This is a genomic window from Exiguobacterium sp. OS-77, assembly GCF_000414195.2.
Classification (GTDB): domain Bacteria; phylum Bacillota; class Bacilli; order Exiguobacteriales; family Exiguobacteriaceae; genus Exiguobacterium_A; species Exiguobacterium_A indicum.
On record NZ_DF239008.1, the window covers coordinates 2,550,426 to 2,573,476 of the forward strand.

The 23,051-nt window shown below is 44.8% G+C and carries 23 protein-coding genes, 1 tRNA gene and 1 other annotated feature; of the genes, 6 read left to right on the forward strand and 18 right to left on the reverse strand.

The genetic code is table 11. The features are described from left to right. Position 1: 1 nt before the first annotated feature. The 10 genes from EXG77_RS13095 to EXG77_RS13140 form a co-directional block, all read right to left on the reverse strand. The gene (locus EXG77_RS13095) at positions 2-472 is read right to left on the reverse strand and encodes a cytochrome c oxidase subunit II (protein WP_035398799.1); all 471 of its coding nucleotides are present in this window, start codon (positions 470-472) and stop codon (positions 2-4) included. 12 nt (positions 473-484) lie between these two features. After that, on the reverse strand, positions 485-598 hold the full coding sequence (locus tag EXG77_RS13100) for a hypothetical protein (protein WP_023467253.1): 114 nt from the start codon (positions 596-598) through the stop codon (positions 485-487). 221 nt (positions 599-819) lie between these two features. Further along, positions 820-1,533, reverse strand: a complete 714-nt coding sequence (locus EXG77_RS13105; protein ID WP_023467252.1) for a Crp/Fnr family transcriptional regulator — start codon at positions 1,531-1,533, stop codon at positions 820-822. A 158-nt stretch (positions 1,534-1,691) separates the two neighbouring features. After that, entirely contained in the window at positions 1,692-2,885 is a 1,194-nt protein-coding gene (locus EXG77_RS13110) for a CDP-glycerol glycerophosphotransferase family protein (RefSeq protein WP_336449562.1), read from the reverse strand. A gap of 3 nt (positions 2,886-2,888) precedes the next feature. Further along, complete coding sequence (gene tagD, locus EXG77_RS13115) at positions 2,889-3,278, reverse strand: glycerol-3-phosphate cytidylyltransferase (protein WP_023467250.1); 390 nt, start codon at positions 3,276-3,278, stop codon at positions 2,889-2,891. Between the two features lie 17 nt (positions 3,279-3,295). Further along, positions 3,296-4,465: a CDP-glycerol--glycerophosphate glycerophosphotransferase gene (locus tag EXG77_RS13120; RefSeq protein ID WP_035398867.1), complete on the reverse strand. Its 1,170-nt coding sequence runs from the start codon at positions 4,463-4,465 to the stop codon at positions 3,296-3,298. 64 nt (positions 4,466-4,529) lie between these two features. Then, the gene (locus EXG77_RS13125) at positions 4,530-5,912 is read right to left on the reverse strand and encodes an aldehyde dehydrogenase (RefSeq protein WP_035398803.1); all 1,383 of its coding nucleotides are present in this window, start codon (positions 5,910-5,912) and stop codon (positions 4,530-4,532) included. Between the two features lie 100 nt (positions 5,913-6,012). Then, positions 6,013-6,720, reverse strand: coding sequence for a purine-nucleoside phosphorylase (gene deoD, locus EXG77_RS13130; protein ID WP_023467244.1), 708 nt, complete (start codon positions 6,718-6,720; stop codon positions 6,013-6,015). Positions 6,721-6,744: 24 nt separating this feature from the next. Further along, positions 6,745-7,449, reverse strand: coding sequence for a helix-turn-helix domain-containing protein (locus EXG77_RS13135; protein ID WP_035398805.1), 705 nt, complete (start codon positions 7,447-7,449; stop codon positions 6,745-6,747). Next, positions 7,446-9,209, reverse strand: a complete 1,764-nt coding sequence (locus EXG77_RS13140; protein WP_023467241.1) for a sensor histidine kinase — start codon at positions 9,207-9,209, stop codon at positions 7,446-7,448. The genes EXG77_RS13135 and EXG77_RS13140 overlap by 4 nt, the downstream gene beginning before the upstream one ends. 197 nt (positions 9,210-9,406) lie before the next feature. Here EXG77_RS13140 and EXG77_RS13145 point away from each other — a divergent pair, with 197 nt between their 5' ends. Further along, positions 9,407-10,696 (forward strand): NCS2 family permease, encoded by a 1,290-nt coding sequence (locus EXG77_RS13145; RefSeq protein WP_035398807.1) that lies wholly within the window; start codon positions 9,407-9,409, stop codon positions 10,694-10,696. Positions 10,697-10,754: 58 nt separating this feature from the next. Here EXG77_RS13145 and EXG77_RS13150 read toward each other — a convergent pair whose 3' ends face one another. Further along, entirely contained in the window at positions 10,755-12,035 is a 1,281-nt protein-coding gene (locus tag EXG77_RS13150) for an ABC transporter substrate-binding protein (protein WP_023467238.1), read from the reverse strand. Positions 12,036-12,223: 188 nt separating this feature from the next. On the opposite strand from EXG77_RS13150, the gene EXG77_RS13155 reads away from it, so the two are divergent. Continuing rightward, positions 12,224-13,684, forward strand: coding sequence for a potassium/proton antiporter (locus EXG77_RS13155; protein ID WP_023467237.1), 1,461 nt, complete (start codon positions 12,224-12,226; stop codon positions 13,682-13,684). A 65-nt stretch (positions 13,685-13,749) separates the two neighbouring features. Here the strand turns inward: EXG77_RS13155 and EXG77_RS13160 are convergent, their stop codons facing one another. From EXG77_RS13160 to EXG77_RS13180, 5 genes are all read right to left on the reverse strand, one after another. Further along, positions 13,750-14,373: a DedA family protein gene (locus EXG77_RS13160; protein WP_023467236.1), complete on the reverse strand. Its 624-nt coding sequence runs from the start codon at positions 14,371-14,373 to the stop codon at positions 13,750-13,752. 16 nt (positions 14,374-14,389) lie between these two features. Continuing rightward, a complete protein-coding gene (locus EXG77_RS13165; protein WP_023467235.1) occupies positions 14,390-14,611 on the reverse strand; it encodes a hypothetical protein in 222 nt (73 codons plus the stop codon). A 166-nt stretch (positions 14,612-14,777) separates the two neighbouring features. After that, on the reverse strand, positions 14,778-15,752 hold the full coding sequence (gene asnA / locus EXG77_RS13170; RefSeq protein WP_035398809.1) for an aspartate--ammonia ligase: 975 nt from the start codon (positions 15,750-15,752) through the stop codon (positions 14,778-14,780). Between the two features lie 66 nt (positions 15,753-15,818). Beyond that, positions 15,819-16,066, reverse strand: a binding site (T-box leader). A 145-nt stretch (positions 16,067-16,211) separates the two neighbouring features. Next, a complete protein-coding gene (locus tag EXG77_RS13175) occupies positions 16,212-17,099 on the reverse strand; it encodes a carbohydrate ABC transporter permease (RefSeq protein ID WP_035398812.1) in 888 nt (295 codons plus the stop codon). After that, positions 17,096-17,983 carry a carbohydrate ABC transporter permease gene (locus EXG77_RS13180; protein WP_023467232.1) on the reverse strand — a complete coding sequence of 296 codons (888 nt, stop codon included), beginning with the start codon at positions 17,981-17,983 and terminating at the stop codon, positions 17,096-17,098. Before EXG77_RS13180 ends, EXG77_RS13175 begins: the two co-directional genes overlap by 4 nt. A 166-nt stretch (positions 17,984-18,149) precedes the next feature. Between EXG77_RS13180 and EXG77_RS13185 the strand changes: the two genes are divergently transcribed. Further along, the gene (locus EXG77_RS13185; protein WP_023467231.1) at positions 18,150-19,829 is read left to right on the forward strand and encodes a formate--tetrahydrofolate ligase; all 1,680 of its coding nucleotides are present in this window, start codon (positions 18,150-18,152) and stop codon (positions 19,827-19,829) included. 16 nt (positions 19,830-19,845) lie between these two features. Next, a complete protein-coding gene (locus EXG77_RS13190) occupies positions 19,846-20,802 on the forward strand; it encodes an alpha/beta fold hydrolase (protein ID WP_035398814.1) in 957 nt (318 codons plus the stop codon). 73 nt (positions 20,803-20,875) lie between these two features. Here the strand turns inward: EXG77_RS13190 and EXG77_RS13195 are convergent, their stop codons facing one another. Both EXG77_RS13195 and EXG77_RS13200 read right to left on the reverse strand, forming a co-directional pair. Beyond that, complete coding sequence (locus EXG77_RS13195; protein ID WP_023467229.1) at positions 20,876-21,295, reverse strand: hypothetical protein; 420 nt, start codon at positions 21,293-21,295, stop codon at positions 20,876-20,878. Then, positions 21,292-21,837, reverse strand: a complete 546-nt coding sequence (locus tag EXG77_RS13200) for a hypothetical protein (RefSeq protein ID WP_023467228.1) — start codon at positions 21,835-21,837, stop codon at positions 21,292-21,294. Before EXG77_RS13200 ends, EXG77_RS13195 begins: the two co-directional genes overlap by 4 nt. 169 nt (positions 21,838-22,006) lie before the next feature. On the opposite strand from EXG77_RS13200, the gene EXG77_RS13205 reads away from it, so the two are divergent. Together EXG77_RS13205 and EXG77_RS13210 are read left to right on the forward strand one after the other, a co-directional pair. Further along, positions 22,007-22,080: transfer RNA gene (locus tag EXG77_RS13205), tRNA-Gly, on the forward strand. Between the two features lie 152 nt (positions 22,081-22,232). Then, positions 22,233-23,042 carry an MBL fold metallo-hydrolase gene (locus EXG77_RS13210; protein WP_023467227.1) on the forward strand — a complete coding sequence of 270 codons (810 nt, stop codon included), beginning with the start codon at positions 22,233-22,235 and terminating at the stop codon, positions 23,040-23,042. Positions 23,043-23,051: the final 9 nt, after the last annotated feature.

A 23,051-nucleotide genomic window follows, 5' to 3' on the forward strand; every position in this document is an offset into this window, starting at 1 on the left:
CTTATTCCACCACCTTGATTTTCGTTGCCATCATATGATGGGCATTACCACAATATTCATTACAGACGACGAGATATTCGCCTGCTTCCTTGAACGTATACTCAATCGAATTAATATGTCCGGGAACGACCATCATATTGACGTTCGTGTTAACGATTTCAAATCCATGAACGACGTCCTTCGATGTCACGAGAAAATCGACTGTCGCCCCTTTAGGTATGACCATATCTTTGGGTGTAAACTGAAAAGCTTGTGAAACGATGACCGCTTCATATCGGTTGTCATCAATTTTCTTTAGTCCTGGCTTATCAAACGGTTTCGTCTGATCGACTTTCGTCGGATCAATCAATGTCGCATCGGATGGCGGTTGATTTCCGGATGCAAAAGCGGATATACCGATGATCGTCAAGAAGATCGCGAGCATCGCTACTCCGAAGATCAGCCAGATTTTTTCTAAACGATGAATGTGCATCGTGATTCCTCCTTAACGTGATATGAACAATAGAAAGATTGAACTCCACATCCCGATGATGACACCTGCTACGATCAGGACGGCAACGAATGTTCCTTTTAGGTTCGATTCTGTCTTTTGACTCATCGTGATTACTCCTTTCCTACTCTGAACTTGTCTTTATTGTAAGAATTCAGCAAGTCTGGAAACTGTGATAAATATCACTTTAAATATGAAAATTCCGCACTTTTCATTTCAAAAACACACAGAAAGTTCACATCTAAACGAGCGTAGAAAAAACTTTTATACACAAAAATAACGCGAGACAGGAAAGTCCTGTTTCGCGTCGGGATGATTCGTACATCTTATTAAATTCGACAAACACCTGCTGGACACCCTTCACAATGACACAGATCCCGTAGATATTGCGGATCGTGAATGGTGATTTCTTTTGCTGTCATCGAAACGACCCCTTCTTTTTTCCACTGAGAAAACATACGATTAACGGTCTCACGTGGTGCACCAATCAATTGACCAAACTCACCGTCGGATGGTCGCTTCGCAAGACGATACGTTTCTCCCACTTGTTCCCCTTCCATCGCAATCAAGCGAAGTAACGTCGAAGCTAATGCCCCTGGTTTTCCAAACAGTAGTAAGTCACGTAATTTCGTTTCCGTTTGCTTCCGCATTAATGCTTGCCATCGCATGATCTCAAGCGCAAAGGCACCGTCTTTTTTCATAAGCTCTTCTAATTGGTTTTTCGATAAGAATCCGATGATGCTATCTTCCATCGTTTCAATACTGTAGGAACTCGGAAAAGCTTCTCCTACATCAAATTCGCCAAACAAATCTCCTTTGAAATATAAAAACATGAGTAATGGACTGCCTTTTTTCGTCAACTTCGATAGTTTGACGCCTCCTTGTTTCACATAAAACAACTTATCGTTCATTTCCCCTTCCCAACAGACAATGGAATCCTTTTTGAACGTCGTTTCTGTCATGAAGCTCTCAAGCAACGTTCGCGTTTCGGGTGATAAGACGAACGTATTGGCTTCAGTCGTTCCACAAGTTAGCATATCCATTTCTCCTCTCCTCTTCTTCTGCTTTTAGTATAGAACATCACAGTCGAAAAGAATGGATTTTCAAAAGATTGTCAAACTTTGTTCAATGTTTCACATTTGTTTTCGAAAATTTATCTGACGACCGCTTTCTAAAACTAAAGCAATCGTCAGATTGAGTATCATATATCTCCGTAATAATGATCAACGATGCGTTCCACTGCTTGACCAGGGGGATGATCATACCAACTCGTTTGAAATTCCTCCATGTGCTGACGGCACTCTTCTAGTATCGTCTCAGACATGATCCAATCCATCAATTGTTCCATTCGCTCCGTCTGTCGCACAGGCAATGGTTTCGGATACTGATCGACGAGACCTGGTAGTTGTCGATATGTATCGATATCCGGTGTGTACAGGAACGCCGGAATGTTGAGGAGACAGCTTTCAAATGGAATGGAGGAATAATCAGTTACGAGCACATCTGTGATCAGCAAGTAATCATTGATTGAATACGTATCGTCCACAAGATGGATATGGCTAGAACGATAGGTCGAAAGCGCTTGAATCGTCGGATGCAATTTAACGAGAATCGTCCATCCCGCTTGAGCAAGTTTTTCAAACTGTTGAATCGTATGATCTTCTGTTTCTTTGTATTCCCGGTATGTCGGTGCATACAATAAGATCCGACGATCAGTCTTTGCGTATTGTTTTCTTAATTCCACTGTTTTCTGTTTTCGTTGCTCCTCATCAAACCAATAGTCCGTTCTTGGCATGCCGAACGCTTTAAAGTGGGATCGTTCTAAATCGTGCGGCATCATGAATTGTTCAGCACACCGCATTCCTGGAACAATAAAATCTCCGTATTCTTGATAGACACGTCGAAATCGTTTCTGTGTCGACGTGGACATCGAACGAGTTTTCGATGAGGTCAGCCCAAACTGTTTTAACGTTCCAGCGGCATGCCACAATTGAATCCGCCTTGTATTTTTTCGAGTAGAGGAAACGCTGAATTCTCCAATATAATTATCTAAAAAAACATGACGAGAAGTAGCTAAATGATAAGAAATCGTAATCAATCGCATTGGATGATAAGCAATTTTGCGACTGACATTCCAACAATCTGTCGCCCGCATATAGCGTTCGTCGAAGATAAGAACTTGCTTTTGTTGGTTGTTTCGTTGATTTAAGCGAAGATGTATTGGCATAGCATTTTCACCATAGCTCATCCAAAATAACGTCTTTTCTTGAATGGGTAAAAAACAAAATAGTTGATAGACTATTCGAAAGATAAATAAATAGATCGAAATAATCATTGAACGCATATTTAGTGACTCCCTTAAAAAAGAGACCTCACTCCCGCGAGGTCTCTTCATCCATTAATTCGAGCCTAGCTCATTCTTAATTTGGCTAGTTGAAATTCCTTCAGTGCGCTCCAAGTAAACGACTTCACAATGGTCTTTTAAGAAGTCGAATTCACCTTTCCAGTCATCACCCATAACGAATACATCAACATTATGTTTTTGAACGTCTTCTACTTTTTGTTCCCAGTTGTTCTCTGGAATGACTTCATCCACATAACGAATTGCTTCTAAGATTAATTTACGATTCTCATAGTTATGGTACGCTTGTTTATGCTTAAGACGATTGAATTCATCTGTCGAAATTGCCACGATGAGGTAATCTCCCATTTCTTTAGCGCGACGTAAAATATTGATATGTCCCCAATGTAACAAATCAAATGTACCGTACGTAATGACCTTCTTCATCTAAAAACACTCCCCGTTTATTTAATATTCTCTAAGATATCCAGCGCAGCTCTTTGTGCTGCGTGACCGTCATCCCATTCGCAATAATGACGACGAAATGCTTCACTTTTCAAATCGAATCGTCGCTCCCACGACTCGATCTGTCTGATTTCTTCAAAAAGAATTTGCTCTTCTTGAATCAACGGACCCGGTGCTTCTTCCTCAAAAGAAAAATAGAATCCTCTTAGATGATCACGATAATGTTTGAGATCATAGGTGTAGAATAGCATCGGACGTTTTAAGTGCGCATAATCGAACATCACTGAGGAATAATCCGTTATCAAGATATCTGCCGCTAAGTATAGCTCAGAAATTTCCGGATATCTAGAGGCATTCTTAATCGCTGAGACAGCACTCAAATCCAATTGATCGCCAACAAGATAATGGAGTCGTACAAGCATTGTATACTCATCTCCAAATTCTTCCTCAAATCGTTCAATGGAGAAAGGTAACGTAAATGAGTAGTTTCCTTGCTCAACGTAATCATCATCTCTCCATGTTGGAGCATATAAAATAATCTTTTTATCGGTTTCTATTTGATAATGTGCCTTTACCCGCTCAATAATACTTTCATGTTTTTCATTTTGGTACAGCACATCGTTTCTAGGATATCCGATTTCTAACATTTTTCCTTCGTATCCAAACGCTCTTTTGAAAATTTCACTCGAGTATGCGTTCGGAGAGAGAAGGACATCCCATTTTGCTGATTCTTTTACAAAATCTTTTTTATATTGATCAGTTGATGTGTTCGCCATTCGGACATCCACCATATCAAGCGCTAATTTTTTGAGTGGCGTTCCGTGCCATGTTTGATAATATAGAGTACCTTTTCGTTTTACTAGCCATGAAGGAAGGCGACTATTGGACACCCAAACGCGAGAAGTAGCTAATAAAAAAATCCATTTGATCGTCATCCGATTCACAGATGTCACCTGTTCATCCGTCATAGAAACACCGCGTTGTTTGCTGATGATCAATTCTAAGTCAACGTTCATCTTTTTCAACTCATCGTAGATGGCTTTAGGACTATCATTGTACTGTTTGCCCAAAAAGCTTTCAAACATGACACGATTTTTCCGTACCGGAAATAAGGTGAAGATTCGCATCATGACCCGAAGACTTCGCTCCACCATACCTGTTTTTTTCATGAGTCGAATTAATTTCTTCTTCACAATCAAAATCCCTCTCATACCACGTATTCAATACAGCTCATCATAACAAAAAGCGCATCCATTTGGAATTGCTATTTGTTCGCATGTAGCGGAAAGGTAAATCGAACGTCGTCGTGTTTTTGACGATTCCTTTACGATGGCTGAACGTCTCGAAACTATACTTGCCATGATATCCACCCATGCCACTCGCCCCGACTCCACCAAATGGTAAGTGATGTTGTGCGACGTGCATCAATGTGTCATTGACACATCCACCACCGAATGAAATCCGTTCAAGGATACGATGTTCGACGGCTTTGTTCTCTGTAAACAGATAAAGTGCAAGCGGTTTGTCACGATTATTGACGAACGCGATGACCTCTTCGATTTCACGGTAGGTCAACACCGGCAGGATCGGTCCGAAGATTTCGTCTTGCATCACTGGAGCATCCACCGCTACATTCGTCATGACGGTCGGCGCCATCTTACGCGTTTCCGGATCGACTTGTCCACCGAATTCGATCGTCCCTTGCGACAAGTAACTGCTGAGGCGATTCAGATGATCGTCCGATACGATTTTGACGTAGGATGAGACGCCGACGCCATTCCCGTACTGTTTGAAGGCTTCTTCTTCAATCAACTGCAAGAAACGTTCTTTAACGTCCTCATGAATCAATACGTAATCCGGGGCGATACATGTCTGTCCGGCATTCAGCCATTTTCCCCATGCGATCCGCTTCGCTGCTAGACGAAGATCCGCATCCTTGTGAACGATTGTCGGTGATTTACCACCCAGTTCAAGTGTGACCGGTGTCAAATGCTTCGCTGCAGCTTGATGCACGATTTTTCCGACGCGTGTGGAACCCGTAAAGAAGATATAATCAAAGCGTTCGTTTAATAAAGCGCTACTGACTTCAGCATCTCCTTCTATGACGATTCCGAATCGTTCATGGAATGCCGTTTCAAAAACTTCTCGTAATACACGAGAGACGTTCGGTGTCAGCTCGGATGGTTTAAGGACGACCGTATTCCCCGCTGCAATCGCACCAATGACCGGAGCAAGTGCCAGCTGGAAAGGATAGTTCCATGGCGCGATGACAAGAACGTTGCCATAGGGTTCATACTGGATTTCACTTTTTGAGCCGATATGCAGAAGCGGTGTTGCGACACGCTTCGGGCGTGCCAGTCGACGGAGTTGTCGCTCCATCCGTTGAATCTCCCCATAAACGAAACCGATTTCCGTCGTAAAAGCATCATGCTGTCCTTTATTGAGATCTTGTTTTAATGCCTCATAGATCTCCGCTTCATGCGTTTCAATCGCTTGGCGTAAGAATGTCAGCATGCTTAAGCGAAAAGCTAGACTACGTGTTGCACCTGTTTGGAAAAAGTGACGCTGTGTCTCAAGGCGCTCTGAAAGCACTGTCTCTGTCATCGTTGTCTCCATCCGAGAATCTCCCCTTTAACTGATCTATAACACTGCCTTTATCTTACCATATCTCTTTTCGACTATGAAAAAAGACGGAGAGGCTTCTCCGTCTTACTTCTTATAATTGAATCGCTGTTTCAAGCGCGACTTTCATCATATCGTTGAATGTCGTTTGGCGCTCTTCCGATGTCGTTTCTTCACCTGTCAACAGATGATCTGAAATCGTCAGGATCGTCAGTGCGTTTACTTTATGTTTTGCTGCAAGTGTGTAAAGACCTGCCGCTTCCATCTCGATTGCGAGACATCCGAAATCCGCCCATTTTTTGAAATGATGGAAATCATCTTGATAGAACTGATCCGTCGTGAAGATTTGACCGACTTTTGCATCGATACCTTGTTCTTTAGCTGCTGTATATGCTTTATGCAGCAGATCAAAAGAAGCTGTCGGTGCGTAGTCTAGTCCATTAAAACGGACACGGTTCTGTGCCATGTCATGCGAAGCACTCATCGCGATGACGACGTCACGAACTTTAACGTCTGGCGTGATCCCACCGGCAGTACCGACACGGATCAAGTTCTTCGCACCGTATGACTGAACGAGTTCGTTCGCATAGATCGACATCGATGGTACACCCATACCTGTTCCTTGAACCGAAACTTTTTTCCCTTTATAAGTACCTGTGAAGCCATACATGCCTCGAACCTCGTTATAAAGAACAACATCCTCTAAAAACGTCTCAGCGATGTATTTAGCACGTAACGGATCTCCTGGAAGTAAGACCGTTTCGGCGATTTGTCCTTCAGCTGCGTTAATGTGTACACTCATGTACGATTCCTCCTCGATAGTCGTTTAAATCGACAACAATTCACGAAACTCATTCGGTGTCATACCGAATTGTTTTTTGAACACTTTCCGAAAATACTTATCGTCCTGATATCCGACTTCAAGTGCGATTTCGTAAATGCGTGCTTCCGTCTCACTCAATAATTCCTTCGCCCGATTCAAGCGAATCGTTTGGATGTAATCAGATAAGTTAACAGAAAAACGCTGTTTGAAGCGTCGTGATATATACTCTCGGCTCAAGTAAAACCGTTCGCTCATGAATTGCAGTGTCAATTCTTCCGCATAATGCGTTTCGATGTATTTGGCGATTTGATCAATCGCTTCCCCTGATTCCACTACCGGATGGATACATTCCATCGCGCGGGACAAGGCATCATTGAGTACATCTGGATCAACCGGCTTCAATAAATAATCAAAGGATTGATGCAAAATGGCACGTCGCATATACGTATAATCATCATACCCTGTCAGCACGATCGTGACGACCTTTGGATGATGATTTTTTGTCCATTCTAGTAATGTTAATCCGTCGAGTCCAGGCATTTCGACATCTGTCAGCATTAAATCGATCATTCCAGTATCCAGTAATCGTTTCGCTTCTTCCCCATGTTCCGCCTCGTAAATATGTGAGACCTGCCAACTGTCCCATTCCCCGAGCAATTTGACCGCTTCCCGTACATGTCGTTCATCGTCTACGATCAACACGTTCATGCCAAGTCCCCCTTCTCATATGGAATCCGAATCACGATTTTGAATCCGCCCTCTACAGCTGAAGAAGAGAGCGTCATATTTGCTTGTTCCCCGTAAAAAATCAAGAGCCGTTCATAAATATTATGGAGACCAATGCCGCTCGTCTCGAGATCCTCTGGGCTACGATGCATGCGCATTTTACGATCAATCTCTTCAAGTCGTCCTGTTTCGAGGACGGCACCGCTATTCTCGATTTGAATAATGAGGCGTCCGCCATCCGTCCGGACTTTGTAAGCAAGATAGTTCTCCGTCGCTGCTAATTGCTGTCGAAAGCCGTGTTTGAAGTAATTTTCAGCGAACGGTTGCAAGATCATCTTCGGCACTTCAATGTCATTGAGATGCCACGGGACGTCAACGATATAACGGAAACGTTCCGGAAAACGTTGCTGTTGCAAACGAATATACGCTTGAAGATGATCGACTTCTTGTTTTAACGTCACGATCGTCTGCTCATTATTCATCGAGTAGCGCATCATTTGTGATAATCCGGTGATAGAGCGGTACGCGATCTTCCGGTCTCCTTGTAACGTCGTCGTTCCGATCGATTGTAAGGCATTGAATAAGAAGTGCGGATTGAGCTGAGATTGTAATGCCCGTAGCTCATTCGTCCGGTTTTCGAGTGCCAGTCGATACTCCCGTTTGATTAAACGATCAATCCGTTGAATCATGCGTTGGAACTGACGGTTGAGTAATCCAATCTCGTCATTCGTCGTCGCAACGAATGGTGCTGATAAATCCCCTTGTTCGACTCGCCAGACGTTTGCTGTCAACTGTTTGATTGGCTTCGTGATCTGCATGGCAACGAGACTTGCGGCAATGATCATAACGAACAGTGAGACGAGACCAATCAAAACAAGAATCAATGCCGTTTCATTCGCCCCTTGGATGACTGACGCATACGGAATCCGTTTGACGAGTATGAGTGGAACGCCATTCGTCATCGTCTTTGAGTAGACGATGAACGATTTTCCGACACGTAAACTCCCACTCTGCCCAGTGAATCGATCGACCGGTAGTTCCATCTCTGCCCCAGTCTGTGCCAACACACGCTGTTCTGTCATCAACCATAACGACTCTTCCGGATCATTCTCGAACAGTTTTAACTGTTGTTCAAATACACGGACGGGAATATCCACCGAAAGGAAGCCGAGTGGCTCATCTGTTTCGACACGATCGATGCGATAACGAAAACTAACGACTTGTTTTTCATCAAGAATCATCGTGTGCACATTATATGGTTCAATCGTGTGCGCTTCGTCAATCAACCAGCCGTTTTTTTGTTTCATCAATCGAAAATAATCCGTTTCTTGCATCCAATCAAACTTTCCTCGACTCGTTGTTTTCATGTTATAGACCGAATACTCCGAATAACCATTTAAAATGACGAAATGTAACTGCTCGATATCCTGACGTGATAAAAACAGACCTAACATCGCCCGCGAAACGACTCCATCGGATTCGTCTAGTTCCTGATCTGCCCCGACGCGCATGATGTTCATCAACGAACGATTCGCGTACAGACTCGTCGATAGACGGCGGATATCCTCTATATAATGGGTCACCTGTGTATTTCCCCGCGTCAATACGTTCAGGCTAGAACGTTCTGCCTGTTCAATGTTTTGGTGCCGCACATACAGATAGGAAATCGATGTCGCGAGGGCAGTCGGAATCAAGATCGCCAGGACGACGAGACGAATCAAACGCGTCCGGATACTTTTCATGAAAGGCGCCCCCATCCTTTTTCTTGTAATCAATCGTATCATAACCTTGAATCCGCTTACATCATTTCCTGATATTCTCTTTCATGATTCCTATAAAAAATTCTTTTTTGTTTCGACTTGATTCCGAATGAATTTTACTATAATATCATCAATGTTCGTTTTTTAATCAATTTGTTATGAAGGTGGTCCTTTTACCCATGTTTAAACTTGCCGCACATCAAACAACCGTAAAACGTGAAATCCAAGCTGGATTCGTGACGTTCATTACGATGGCCTATATTCTGCTCGTCAACCCAACGATTTTAGCAGATGCCGGTATCCCCCAAGCCCAAGCTTTTTCTGCGACGATCATCGCGACATTGATCGGTACGCTTCTGATGGGGCTTTATGCGAATCTACCAATCGCAGTCGCACCTGGAATGGGACTCAATGCGTATTTTACTTATACACTTGTCGTTGGTGAGAAGATTCCATATCAGACAGCACTCTCAGTTGTCTTCGTCGCTGGTGTCATTTTCTTATTGTTATCACTCTCACCGATTCGTACGAAGCTGATTGAAATCATTCCGATGACATTAAAGCTTGCGATCACAGGTGGAATCGGTCTCTTCATTGCTTCACTCGGTCTCAAGATGTCAGGAATTTTAGTCGCTAGTGAAGATACACTCGTCACGATTGGCGCATTGACGTCACCAGAAACATTGATCACACTCATCGGATTATTAGTTGCAGCGATCTTGACAATCAAACGTGTACCAGGTGCTATTTTATATGCCATGATCCTCTCTGGATTGATTGCATTCCTGACAGGTGAATTGAAGTTTTCCGATTCCTTCGTTGCGTTACCGACGTTACCAGAAGGATTGATCATCACGAATCCGTTCAACGCCATTCAAGACGTGTTCCAATACGGTCTGTTCAGCGGTGTCCTCTCCTTCGTTCTCGTGACGATGTTTGATACGACAGGTACGATGGTCGCTGTCGGAGAACAGGCTGGATTGATTGAAAAAGATGGATCATTGAAAAACAGCGAACGTGCCCTATTATCTGATTCGACTGCGATGGTCGCTGGTTCATTATTCGGAACAAGTCCTACAACGGCTTACGTAGAATCTGCAGCGGGTGTCGCTGCTGGTGGACGGACTGGACTCACATCCGTGACGGTCGGGATTCTATTCGCATTATCTGCCGTCTTTGGGCCGTTCGTTCAATCGATTTCGAGCGTCCCTGCGATTACTGCGCCCGCATTGATCTTAGTCGGTGCCTTCATGATTCAAAACATCAAGCAGATTCCATGGGATGACTTCAGCGAAGCTTTCACGGCTTTCCTCGTCATCTTGATCATGCCATTATCCGGTAGCATCGCAACCGGTATCGCATTCGGTTTCATCGTCTATCCAATCATGAAAGCTATCCAAAAAGAGCGTGTCCACCCACTCATCTATGTGTTCGCGCTTCTCTTCTTCATCCAATTATTCTTCTTATAATAAAAAACATGCCTGTTCCGTCAGTTAGTCGGAACAGGCATGTTTTTTAAATCACTTCTTATTTCTTCATTTTATCCCATGTTTTTGTGAAGTCCTGCAACATCTCATCAGCTGTTTTTTGCTTACCAACGTATGCTTGCATGATCGCTCCGAACTCGTTTACAGCACCATCCGGATACTTGAACCAGTTCCATGAGATGGTTTTTCCATCTTTCGAGTACGCTTGAATATCATCTGCAAGCGGTCCTAAATCCTTCGCTTCGATTGATTTGAAGGCAGGGATGAATTTAAATTTATTGACCATGTAGTCTTTTCCTGTGTCAGACGTCGCCATCCACTCGAGGAATTTCTTCGCTTCTGCTTTGTTCTTCGAGTTCTTATTGACGACCCAGTTGTTTGGTACGCCGACAGGCAGACGATCCATTTTTTCTTTATCATCATTGATCGGCATCGGGATGAAGCCCATGTTGATGTCCGGATTGACATCCGTGATCAATTGTTGTGCCCAGTTCCCTTGTTGGATCATCGCTGTCTTACCTTCAGCAAACTGAGAGACTTGTGTATTATAGTCTGTCGTTAACGGATTTTTATTTCCATACTCAATCGTCAAATCAAATAGATTCATGAATTCCTTGAACTGTTTATTGTCCTCGAACTTCGCTTTTCCAGAGTTGAGATCTGCAATGAACTGATCTGGATCATCCTGTTGTGCGACCGGAATGTTTAAAAGGTGATTTCCAAGAACCCACCACTCCCCGTATCCGATCGAGAACGGTGTCACTCCATCTGCTTTCAGCTTCTTAGAAGCTTCCGTCAATTCCGTTAATGTTTTTGGAAGTTCCGTGATACCGGCTTTTTTGAAGATATCTTTATTGTAGATAAAGCCATATCCCTCAAGGTTCATTGGCATACCATACAATTTACCATCAATCGTCATTGGCTCTTTTGATAGATCCGTTAAATCACCGACCCACTTTTCATCTGACAAATCTTCTAACTTATCCTGCCATGTTTTTGCTTCCGTAAAGCCACCATTGTTAAAGACATCTGGTTCATTACCTGAAGCGAACTGTGATTTCAGAGCCGCGCCATAGTCCGATCCACCACCGACTGTTTGCACGACGACTTTCGTCCCAGTTTCTTTTTCATACGCTTTTGCCATCTTTTCCATGTCTTTTGCGATTTCAGCCTTGAATTGGAATACGTTGAGCGTCTTACCGTCTTTTGAACCACTATCTTTCGAGTCATCGCTATTCAATGTACCGCCACCACATGCTGCCAAAGCGACGACCATCGCCGTCGTGACGACAGGTAATGCTGCCCATCTTCTTTTACGCATTCGGATTCCCTCCCTGATTTCGTTTCATTTCGTGCTACATCTTCACAATAAATGAAAACGCTTGCAATGAAGAGAGAGAAAGTTGTCCGGTGTGGTGGAAAATATTGAACAATCGTTATCCGAGTCTTTTCATCGGAATTGTTGTATCATGAAACTAGAGATTCTTTTATGAATAGGAGTTTGATGCCATGTCCTTGCAACTCACGATTTTATTGATTGGTATATTGCTGTTTGCCGCCGTGTGGACGACGAAGTTATCAAGTCGTCTGAATATTCCTGCTCTACTGATTTTTATCGCTCTTGGTATGATTGCCGGAAGCGATATTACCGGGTTCATTCGTTTTGACGATGCGGAACTGGCTCAGCTTCTCGGAACTGTCGCCCTCATCATCATTTTATTCGAAGGTGGTCTGCAAACGGTTTGGAAGGAAGTGCGTCATGAATTAGCCCCTTCCCTCTCGCTTGCGACGTTCGGGGTCTTCATCGCTACATCCATCGTTGCCGTTGCTTCCCATTATATTCTGGGCTTTAGTTGGGCGAATGCTTTTTTACTCGGGGCAATCGTTGGTTCGACGGATGCCGCTGCCATCTTTTCTGTCTTGAGTGGTCAGCCGATTCGACGGAAAGTCGGATCAACACTTGAAGTCGAGTCCGGTACGAATGACCCGATGGCCGTCTTTTTGACTGTCTTGTTCCTTGAGTTCGTGACGAACCCTGAAGAAGCATCGCTCTTATCGGGACTTGGATCACTCGTTTGGGAAATGGCGATGGGACTTCTAATTGGTTTGTTCATCGGATGGGCAGCTTCGACATTGATCAATCGGATCGATTTGTCCTCTTCTAGCTTTTATCCGATCATGCTCATGTCGTTTGCTTTCCTGTCTTTCGGTTTAGCTGATACGTTCCATGCAAGTGGATTTTTAGCCGTTTATGTCACAGCGATCTACATCAGTAATCATGAACTCGTCTATCGACAGACACTCGTTCGTTTTACGATGAGTATGGCGCATCTTGCTCAAATCGGAATGTTCATCGTGCTCGGTCTGCTTGTCTTTCCGAAACAATTGCTCGATGTCCAGGTCATCCTATCTTCCATTGCGCTGGCGCTGATCTTAATTTTCATCGCTCGTCCTTTGTCAGTCTGGGTGAGTCTTCTTCCGTTTCGTTATTCGTGGCAAGAGAAGGTCTTCATTTCCTTTGCTGGTCTAAAAGGAGCGGTACCGATCATTCTCGCGACATACCCTCTCGTTGCGGATATCGAGAATGCATCGATGATCTTCAATATCGTGTTTTTCACAGTCTTACTATCTACGCTAATTCAAGGGAGTATGTTGACGTTTCTTTCCGAGCGATTACGACTGAACGAAACACAGACTTCTGCTATTCATACGGTCATTGAATTCATGTCGATTGGTAAACCGAACGCCGAAATTATTGAGTTAACGTTACCAATGTCCCATCCATTCATTGGAACGACGATCTCAGAGATTGATTTGCCACAAGAATTTTTGATCACTGCCATCATTCGTGATGATCAAATCATCACACCGCGTGGCGACACTGCCCTTGAAGGCAATGATCAACTGTTATTGCTGACACCAAAACATCGCATCAAAACACTGAAACGATTTTTGTTCCCACCCGCTTGAGCTTCATATAAAAAAGGGAGTAGATGCTTGCCATCTACTCCCTTTTTATATGTTCACTTATTCTATTATTTCGTCTTTGTGTCTTGCGTCTGTTCCTTCTGTTTTGCTTTAGAGCGACGATAAAGGATATACCCTCCAAGAATCACGACGATTCCACCTAAGATCCACCACAACTCTTGCTCTAATCCTTTTAGCATCGATTCCGCGCGTTCTACTCCAAACCGTTCACCAACCCAAATGTAGAAGAAGGAAACTGGGAAAAGTCCAATACTTGAAGCGAGTAGATAACGTTTGAATGATAAGCCGAACAAACCACATGGAATCGAAACGACCGAGCGCACGACTGGGAAGAAGCGTCCGAACAAAGCAGACCATGTGCCGTATTTCGCGACGATGCGCTCCCCTTGCTCAATTTCTTTTTCTTTAATCAGTAACCATTTGCCGTACCGGATAAGTATCGGACGACCAGCATAACGACCTAAAAGATAAAAGACCGTCGCGCCCATTAGACTTCCTAAAAAACCGACAAGAACAGCAACTGTCCAACTGACTGTTCCGTTCGATACATATAGACCAAGTAATGGTAAGCCGACTTCTGCTGGGATCAATTCCGTACCAAGACCAACGATCATAATTCCTAAAAACAGCCAGAGATTGGATTCTCCGGCTGAGAACAACCATTCCAACATACAAGTAACCCTCCGTTCATCCTCTCGCTGGACGGAGGAGATAATAGATGATGACGACTAGTGTCGTCCAGACGCCTGTGAAGATTCCGATGATCCCGACAATGAAGAAACCGAGTGCAACGATTGAGCCTGTCCGTTTATAATCCCGCCACATCGTTCGTAAGCCCTTAATGTTAAACCAAAGAAACGCAATGAACAAAATAGGGATGAGTATCCCAACAATTAATAGAGAAGACATGCTTTCACCTCTTTCTTATTTATTGTTATCCCCATTCTATCAGGAATCGACACGTCTTTCCTCCGCCTGAGGTCGTACGAACCTAAAAAAGGGCACGCTTCCGAATCGGAGCATGCCCTTTGCTTTATAAAACATCCTGTTTTGACGCTTTCTTACTATATATATGTCAGAGCAAGTGGATGCCTTCCGCTTGAAGACTTTTACGCGTCTCTTCTGACCAGACAGAAGCTTGGACTTCGCCGATATGACGCTTCTTCAATAAGAACATCGCCATACGAGATTGACCGATTCCTCCACCCATCGTTAACGGTAGACGCTCTTCGAGTACACCTTGATGGAATGGGAATGCCAATTTATCTTCTTCTTGAGCAATCGCTGTCTGTTTCAACAACGCTTCACGATCAACGCGAATACCCATTGAAGACAATTCGAATGCTCCGATTTCTGGGTGGTGTACTAAAATGTCACCGTTGAGCGTCCAGTCATCGTAGTCAGCCGCTCGACCATCATGCTTCTCACCTGAAGCCAGTGCGCCACCGATTTGCATGAGGAAAACAGCACCATATGCTTTCGTGACTTCTGTTTCACGTTCTTTCGTCGAAAGTGTCGGATACGCATCCTCTAACTCTTGTGTTGTCATGAAATGAATCGTTTCCGGTAAGATTGCTGAAATACCATACTCCGCTTCTACTTCTTGTTCGACTTGGCGAATCGTTGCATAAATCGCTTGTACCGTTTCTTGTAAATAAGCACTCGTCCGTTGTTCTTTCGTGATGATCCGTTCCCAGTCCCACTGATCGACGTGAATGGAGTGTGTCGCATCCAGCATCTCATCGCGACGAATCGCATGCATCAACGTGTATAATCCTTCTCCCGCTTCAAATCCGTACGTATGAAGCGCTTGACGCTTCCACTTTGCAAGAGATTGTACGATTTCAAGATCTGCTGTGTGATCCAAAGCATCGAAACGAATGATTCGCTCTACGCCGTTGAGATGATCGTTGACACCGAGTGTACTTTCTACGAACAATGGTGCTTCGACACGTGTCAATCCGAGTGTTGTCGAAAAGCGTTCTTCAAAGCGTTTCTTTACGAGTGTGATCGCTTCCTGTGTGTGTTTCATCGATACGAGTGTTGTCATGGTGGTGTTCCTCCTCAATTGTGTTTTGAAAAAGAAGCCATAAAAAAGAGCCCTTCTTTCCCAAGAATATGGGACGAAAGACTCGGTTCCGCGGTACCACCCATGTTAGCAACGATGTTGCTCACTCAAAAGACGAATCACTTCATCTTCGGCCTTATGATAACGGACAGGCAACTCCGGCTACGCCTACTGACATTCGAGTTCGGGTAGCGACTCCGGGAGGTTCTTCGCATCTTGCTTCCGACTGGGCTCTCACCATCCCCAGCTCGCTATACGGTCGTACAAGGTGTTACTCTTCCCTTCAACGTCGTTGTTACAATTGAATTGAGAACATCGTACAACAGGTCGCAAGCATTTGAAAAGACTTTTTTTCAAAAAAAAATAAAAGTTGTCAGATTAATCTGACGTGTGAATCATAAAAAAAGCGTTCTCGCAGAAGCGAGAACGCGCTTACAAAAATTATTTGATCGATCCACTCGTAATTCCTTGAATGATCTGTTTTTGCAAGGCAAAGAAGAACAACAATAACGGAATGATCCCGAGGACGAGTCCGGCAAGTGCTAAGTCCCACTGCTTCGTATATTGACCGAAGAAATAGAACGTCGCGAGTGGAATCGTCCGTAAATCGACGTCTCGTAACATCAGCGATGGCAGTAGGAAATCGTTCCAAATCCACAGCGTGTTCAAGATGATGATCGTGACCGTGATGGGCTTGAGTAATGGGAACACGATGCGCCAGAACACACCCCATTGTGAACAACCATCAATGATGGCCGCCTCCTCGATTTCTTCAGGAATCGACTTCATGAATCCATGGTATAAGAAGATTGATAATCCAGATCCAAAACCAAGATACATCAGAATCAATCCCCAATAACTGTTCTGCAATCCGAGATCACCGGACAATTTCGATAAGGGAATCATGATCGACTGGAATGGAATGATCATCGCCGCAACGAATAAGAAAAAGATGATCGTCGACAAGCGTGTTTTCGTCCGGACGAGTTTCCAGGCCGCCATCGAACAAAAGATGATGATGACCGCGTTAGCGCCGACTGTAATGATGACGGAGTTTAAAAAGACTTTTCCGAAGTTCATGGCTTCCCATGCTTCTGAATAGTTGGACGTCATCCATTCCTTTGGTAGACCCGTTGTGTTCGTAAAGATATCGCCCTGCGTCTTGAAAGAATTCGAGACAACGTAATAAAACGGGATCATGTACAGTAGCCCCATCAATAAGGCTGCCAGTTCGACTGTTCCAAGACGGAGTGAATAACGACCTCTCGTCTTTTTAGAGCGCTTCGCTTTCTCCTCTTGCGGAGTGGGTAATGGTTGTGCTGTACTCATGCTTCCACCTCCCGTTTTTTCGTCAGATAGACTTGAGTGACTGTAATCGCTGCAACAACAACGAAGAAGATGATTGCCTTCGCTGATCCGAGTCCAAGATTATTATTCGTAAACGATTCTTTGTAAATGTTTAGAGCAAGCATCTCGGTCGATTTGAATGGTCCGCCGTTCGTTAGGGATAAGTTCGTATCGAATAACTTGAAAGACCATGAAATCGTCAAGAAGAGACAGATTGTGACCGACGGCATGATCAGTGGCAACGTAATGTTCCGTAACGTCGATAGACGATTGGCACCATCGATTTTTGCCGCTTCAATCAGCTCTTGTGGCACGTTTTGCAGAGCCGCGATATAGATGACCATGATGTAACCGCCACCTTGCCAAATCGAAACAATGACGATACCCCAGAATCCTGTCCGGGCATCTCCTAACCATGGAAGTTCAAATATACTCCACCCTGTCAATTCACCGATCGATGCGAAGCCTTTGACATAGATGAACTGCCAAACGAAACCGAGGATCAACCCACCAATCAAGTTCGGCATGAAGAAAATCGTTCGTAAGAAATTACGTGTGCGAATATTTTGTGTCAATAAGAACGCCAAGATGAAACCGACGACATTCGTTAAGATGACGGCAACGACCGTATATTTCGTCGTCAACCAAAATGACTGCTGGAACTGCTCGTCACTCGTAAAGAGACGGACATAGTTATCAAAGCCGATCCAATTCAATTCTCCGGTTACACCGTTCCAATCCGTGAACGAATACATAACGCCATTGAAAAACGGTACAAGCACGATCACTGCGAATACAAGAAAGACCGGTCCGACGAAGAGCCAAAAATCAAGACCGCGTTTCCACTTCTTTTGTCCAGATGTCATTGTTTCATCCCTCCTCCACTCTACAGTACGTCTTTCTCTAACACTTGAACACGTCACCATTTGACCCATTGGGTGGAAAATATTGAACGTTTTCCTTTGGCGCGTTCGCACTAGATACGCTACTATTAGAAAAAAGAGAGATCCAATCAAAGAGGGAGTCGATACCATGGAAAAGACCATTCGTTCAGACTTAGAAATCGCACAACAAACCGTCTTACGCCCGATTCGAGAAATTGCGGACCGGATTGGTTTGCAAGAAGAGGATTTTGATACGTACGGAAAGTATAAAGCGAAGTTGACAGATGGACTGTTGAACCGATTGGCAACGAAATCTGACGGGAAATTGATCCTTGTCACAGCTATCAATCCGACAGCTGCCGGTGAAGGAAAATCAACCGTCACTGTCGGACTCGGACAGGCGTTGCATCGGGCAAACCATAAGACGATGATTTGTTTACGGGAACCCTCACTCGGTCCGACGATGGGCTTAAAAGGTGGCGCGTGTGGTGGTGGCTATAGCCAAGTTCTACCGATGGAAGAGATCAATCTGCATTTCACAGGCGATATGCATGCGATCACATCTGCTCATAATACAATCAGTGCCTTGCTCGACAATCACCTGCATCAAGGTAACATCCTTGGTATCGATCCGCGTCGTATCGTCTGGAAACGCGTTCTTGATTTGAATGACCGTGCCTTGCGCCAAGTTACGATTGGTCTTGGTGGTCCTGCGCATGGTGTGCCGCGTCAAGATGGATTCGACATCACGGTCGCTTCCGAAATCATGGCGGTCCTCTGTCTAGCAGACTCCATTTCGGATCTTGAACAGCGGTTGAGTCGCATCGTCGTCGCCTATACGTACGATCAACAGCCGGTTACAGTCAAAGATATTCAGGCATCAGGAGCTGCGACGTTACTCCTGAAAGATGCGTTCCGCCCGAACCTCGTTCAAACCGTCGAAGGAACACCAGCACTGATTCATGGTGGACCGTTCGCGAACATCGCACATGGCTGTAACTCTTTGATTGCAACGCAAACTGCACTGAAGCTAAGTGATTACGTTGTCACAGAAGCAGGATTCGGAGCCGATTTAGGTGCCGAAAAATTCTTCAACATCAAATCACGGATCGGCGGACTTCACCCGGATGCCGTCGTTATCGTCGCTACGGTTCGTGCCTTGAAGATGCACGGAGGTGTCGACAAAACGCAACTCAGCGAAGAAAATCTCGCCGCCTTAACAGATGGTCTTGCGTTACTTGAAAAACACGTCGAGACGATGAATCTGTTCGGTGTCCCTGCCGTTGTTGCCTTGAACCGTTTCTTCACCGACACGGAAGCAGAACGGAATATGATCTTGGAATGGTGTCAGGATCGTAATATTCGTGTCGCGGAAAGTGAAGTCTTCAGTAAAGGGGGAGCTGGCGGCGAAGCACTCGTCACGGAAGTCATGCAAGCTCTTGAGGAACCGAGCCAGTTCCGCCCTCTGTATCCTGACGTCTTACCGCTTCGTCAAAAGATCGAGCGTATCGCAAAGCGTGTCTACGGCGCAGCCGACGTTCATTTTGAAGACAAAGCGCTCCGCGAACTCGAACGGTGTACGGAGATGGGATTGAATGAGTTACCGATTTGTATGGCAAAAACACCCTTTTCTTTAACGGATGATCCTGCTCGTTATGGTCGTGTCGAAGACTTCACGATCACGGTCCGCGAAATCCGTCCATCGGTTGGTGCAGGGTTCATCGTTGCATTGACTGGGAATGTATTAACGATGCCAGGATTACCGGCAGTTCCTGCCGCCTTCCACATGGGCGTATCGGAAGACGGACAGGTATTTGGACTTTCTTAATGAGAGGATGAGTTACATGACGATTGATCATTCACATTGGATAGCCTCTGACGGCTATACTACGACATTGCATAGCCTCGAAGCCCACGACCCTAAAGGAGTCGTGATCGTCTTTCACGGGATGATGGAGCATGGCGCGCGGTATGAGGAATTCGCCGAATTCCTCTATGCGCATCATTACCACACAATCATCGCAGACTTACGCTGTTTCGGAACCCGAGCAGCACAGCTCGGAACACTTGGACACCTCGAGCCGAATCAAGGGTTTAAACAATTGATGCAGGATGCAGAAGAACTCGTCTCTGACATCAAAGAGCGTTATCCGACGCTACCGGTGTTCATCTTCGGTCATAGTTTTGGTTCGTTGATTGCTCGCCGAATCGGTCAAACACTCGGTCATACAGTAGCTGGAATCATCGCGAGCGGACCCCCGACAAGTACAGGTTTACTCGGTGATGTCAGCCAAAAACTCGTCGAACGTCAAATCCATCAGTTGTCAGCAGTACACCCTGCTGAACGGTTTGGACAACTCGTGTTCGGACGGTATAACTTACGCTTTTTCCCAGCACTTTCTAAAAATGCTTGGCTCTCTTCGGATCCTCAATCCGTCATGCGCTATGATGCAGATCCATTGTCCGGTCAAACAGTCACGCTTGGGTTCTTCCACGAACTCTTACATGCAACGAAACTCGTCAACGCACTTGCTTCCATCTATCAGCATCCACGTCATTTACCTCTCTTATTGCTTGCTGGTGGAGATGACGCGGTCGCGTTCGACGGAAAAGGTATCCATCATTTGTTTGATATGTATAATCGTGTCCGTGTCGATGCTGTACAGCTGACGATTTATCGAGGGTTACGTCATGAGCTCTTCCATGAGTTCGAACGCATCCGCGTTTTTGCCGATATCGCGAGCTGGTTGAATAAACAAGTCAATCCTGCAGCTAAACAGTCATCTTCCCGTTCTTCTTAAGCTACATCGATCGATATAAAAAAAGGCAGCGAATCCTTGTGATCCGTTGCCTTTTGCACTTCTATCGTATCCTTCATTGAATCCAAGTCAGTGAAGAAATCATCGCTTCGATTTCTTCGATTTCAAGCGTCTCGCGTTCTGCAGAGTACGTCAATAAGACTAACCGTTCCCCGTCCGAATACGCGTAGATCCGTAAGAAGATATCTTCTTCTTTCCCATCTACTGCAAGCAACGCTTCTTTTGTTGAATTACGACGGACTTCAAGTGCTCCTGTTAGTTCGATGCCGAACTCTTCCACCAACAGATTGATTTCTTGTTCCGCCGCCTCATACGGTGTCAATTCTTCTGAATCGGACTCATAAATGGATAATTGGAGCGTACCCATTGCATTTTCATCCGTCGAATAAAAACTGACATATGTCTCTTCTTCTTGATATTCGAATACCTTTGGATATTCTAGCGTGATCCAATGATCGACTGTGTACTGTTTCATTTGAATTCCTCCATTCGTTGTATCTCTTCAAAGCGGATACCCGTCACAGCCATACGCTCGAATTGTCGAGCGAGTTGAGCAGAGACGAACATGCGATGCGTGCGCTCATCTCGCATAAGATGATGCGGACAAATCGAATCGCTGATTCGTCGCTCTGTCAAAAAATAGACGCGTCGTCTCGGGACCGGACGGAATACATCCGTCGTATGTAGATGTTCGATCCGACTGACAGATAAGAGATTGAGAAGATAGTACGGAACCACTCCGTCCTTCGTCTCAAGATGTACCTTGAGACATTGTACAGAAAAAGGCGCGTATGCTGCAATGACGCGTTGCACACGTTCCGAGACGAGCGGCAGATCGAATGTGTTTGGAAGGACATCCGGTAGCAAATCCGCATCTTGATTGATGGAAAAAGCAAGTACACCTACGTTATGGAACCACTCTCCTATCAATAAGCGATGACGATCGAATTGATGGTGACAGATCGCCTTCCATCCTTTTCCCATCGGCTGTTCGCTCCAAACTCGCACTTCATTCACCAGACACTCTCTCCTCTACCCAACTTTACCCATATTGCAAATCAAGATTACCATTGGAAACGATTAACTAGTATTATTGTACACCGAATCTTAAAAGAAATTGTTTTTTTTCATAAAAGTTATGGAAATGCCCTCTTTGCTATGCTACTATATTTCATGTAGCCAATACGCGGGTGTAGTTTAATGGTAAAACCTCAGCCTTCCAAGCTGATGACGAGAGTTCGATTCTCTTCACCCGCTCCAATTATGACATAACATAGGTCTAGCACCATTTCCCTCTAGAGGGCAGGCGACTCGCGACGTGCGAGTCGTCTTTTTTATTGATTCTGCTGATGATTCCAACGAATTTATGGGTATACAACGATATAGATAGAGATTCGTAAAGGAGGATTCGTATGATTCAGATGAAAATGCCCGGCGTGACGATCTATCAAAGTACACTCATGAAAACGACTTCGACATTAATCGAGACGCCTGATTGTCTGATCGTCGTCGACCCTGGCTGGCTTCCCGATGAGATTGCAACGATTCGTCGAGACGTCGAAATCGTGCGTCGCGAACGACCATTATACGTCGTCTATACGCATGCCCATTTCGATCATATTTTAGGAGCCTATGCCTTTACGGATGCCATCGTCATCGCTTCTAAACCGTTCATCGATGTCGACCGACAAGAAGCGCTCCAAGCCGTACAAGATTTTAATGATGAATTCTATATCGATTCTCCCGTCCTTTTCCCAGACGTGACACATGTCATCCATGAGTCTGAGACGATTTTAACGATCGGACAAACGAAGTTAATCTTCTTTTTGACGCCCGGTCATGAAGCGACTCATCTTTCCTTCATCGTCATGCCACTTCACTTGTTAGTCTGCGGCGATTACGCTTCAGACGTTGAAATCCCCTTGATCGAACACGATTCCTCTGAGTATTTGACGACGCTCGAGTTACTCGAGTCGTTCATTTATGAATATGAAGTCAAACTCTTGATTCCCGGACACGGTCACATTTGTGATATCCGAACAGAGATGATCGAACGACTTCATCAGAGCTATGATTATATTCTTGCCCTCCGTGCCGGAAAAGAATCCGACTGGGCTCCATCTTGGCAAACGACTCCTTTTATGAAACGTCTGCATGAAAAAAATAAGCGACAAGTCAAAAAAGAACAAGAAGAACGATTAGCCCGACGCCATTATGATTAACTTCGCTCA